General features: G+C 69.0%; 1 protein-coding gene. It reads left to right on the top strand.

Features of this window, described 5'->3' with window-relative positions; translation table 11 throughout:
* The coding region (cysD, locus tag ACFWEP_RS34775) for a sulfate adenylyltransferase subunit CysD (RefSeq protein ID WP_387376317.1) at window positions 1-882 on the top strand (882 nt) is incomplete at its 5' end.
* Window positions 883-1,028: the final 146 nt, after the last annotated feature.

The raw sequence follows: 1,028 nt of genomic DNA, 5'->3' as shown, positions 1-1,028 counted from the left end.
CACCTGGACTCGCTGGAGTCGGAGGCGGTGCACATCTTCCGCGAGGTGGCGGGGGAGTTCGAGCGGCCGGTGATCCTCTTCTCCGGCGGCAAGGACTCCATCGTGATGCTCCACCTCGCGCTGAAGGCCTTCGCCCCCGCACCCATCCCCTTCACGCTCCTGCACGTCGACACCGGACACAACTTCCCCGAGGTCCTCGACCACCGCGACCGCACCGTCGCCGCCCACGGACTGCGCCTGCACATCGCCTCCGTCCAGGACTACATCGACGCCGGCACCCTGCGCGAACGCCCCGACGGCACCCGCAACCCCCTCCAGACCGTCCCCCTCACCGAAGCCATCCAGCACCACCGCTTCGACGCCGTCTTCGGCGGCGGACGCCGCGACGAGGAGAAAGCACGCGCCAAGGAACGCGTCTTCTCCCTCCGCGACGAGTTCTCCCAGTGGGACCCCCGCCGCCAGCGCCCCGAACTCTGGCAGCTCTACAACGGCCGCCACGCCCCCGGCGAACACGTCCGCGTCTTCCCGATCTCCAACTGGACCGAACTCGACGTCTGGCAGTACATCCAGCGCGAGGGCATCGAGCTCCCCGAGATCTACTTCGCCCACCACCGCGAGGTCTTCGACCGCGGCGGCATGTGGCTCACCGCCGGCGACTGGGGCGGCCCCAAGGACACCGAACCCACCGAAACCCGCCTCGTGCGCTACCGCACCGTCGGCGACATGTCCTGCACCGGAGCCGTCGACTCCGACGCCACCACCCTCGACGCCGTCATCACCGAAATCGCCGCCTCCCGCCTCACCGAACGCGGCGCCACCCGCGCCGACGACAAGATGAGCGAAGCCGCGATGGAAGACCGCAAGCGCGAGGGGTACTTCTAAATGACCACCACGACACACCAGTTGACCGACACACTGGCCGAGACCACGCTGCTGCGCTTCGCCACCGCCGGCTCCGTCGACGACGGCAAGTCCACCCTCGTCGGCCGCCTCCTGCACGACTCCAAGTCGGTCCTCACCGACCAGCT

It is taken from the genome of Streptomyces sp. NPDC060198, assembly GCF_042728415.1.
Classification (GTDB): Bacteria; Actinomycetota; Actinomycetes; order Streptomycetales; family Streptomycetaceae; genus Streptomyces.
The sequence above is the reverse complement of the archived record's forward strand: the minus strand, read 5'-3'. Positions and strand labels throughout refer to the sequence as shown.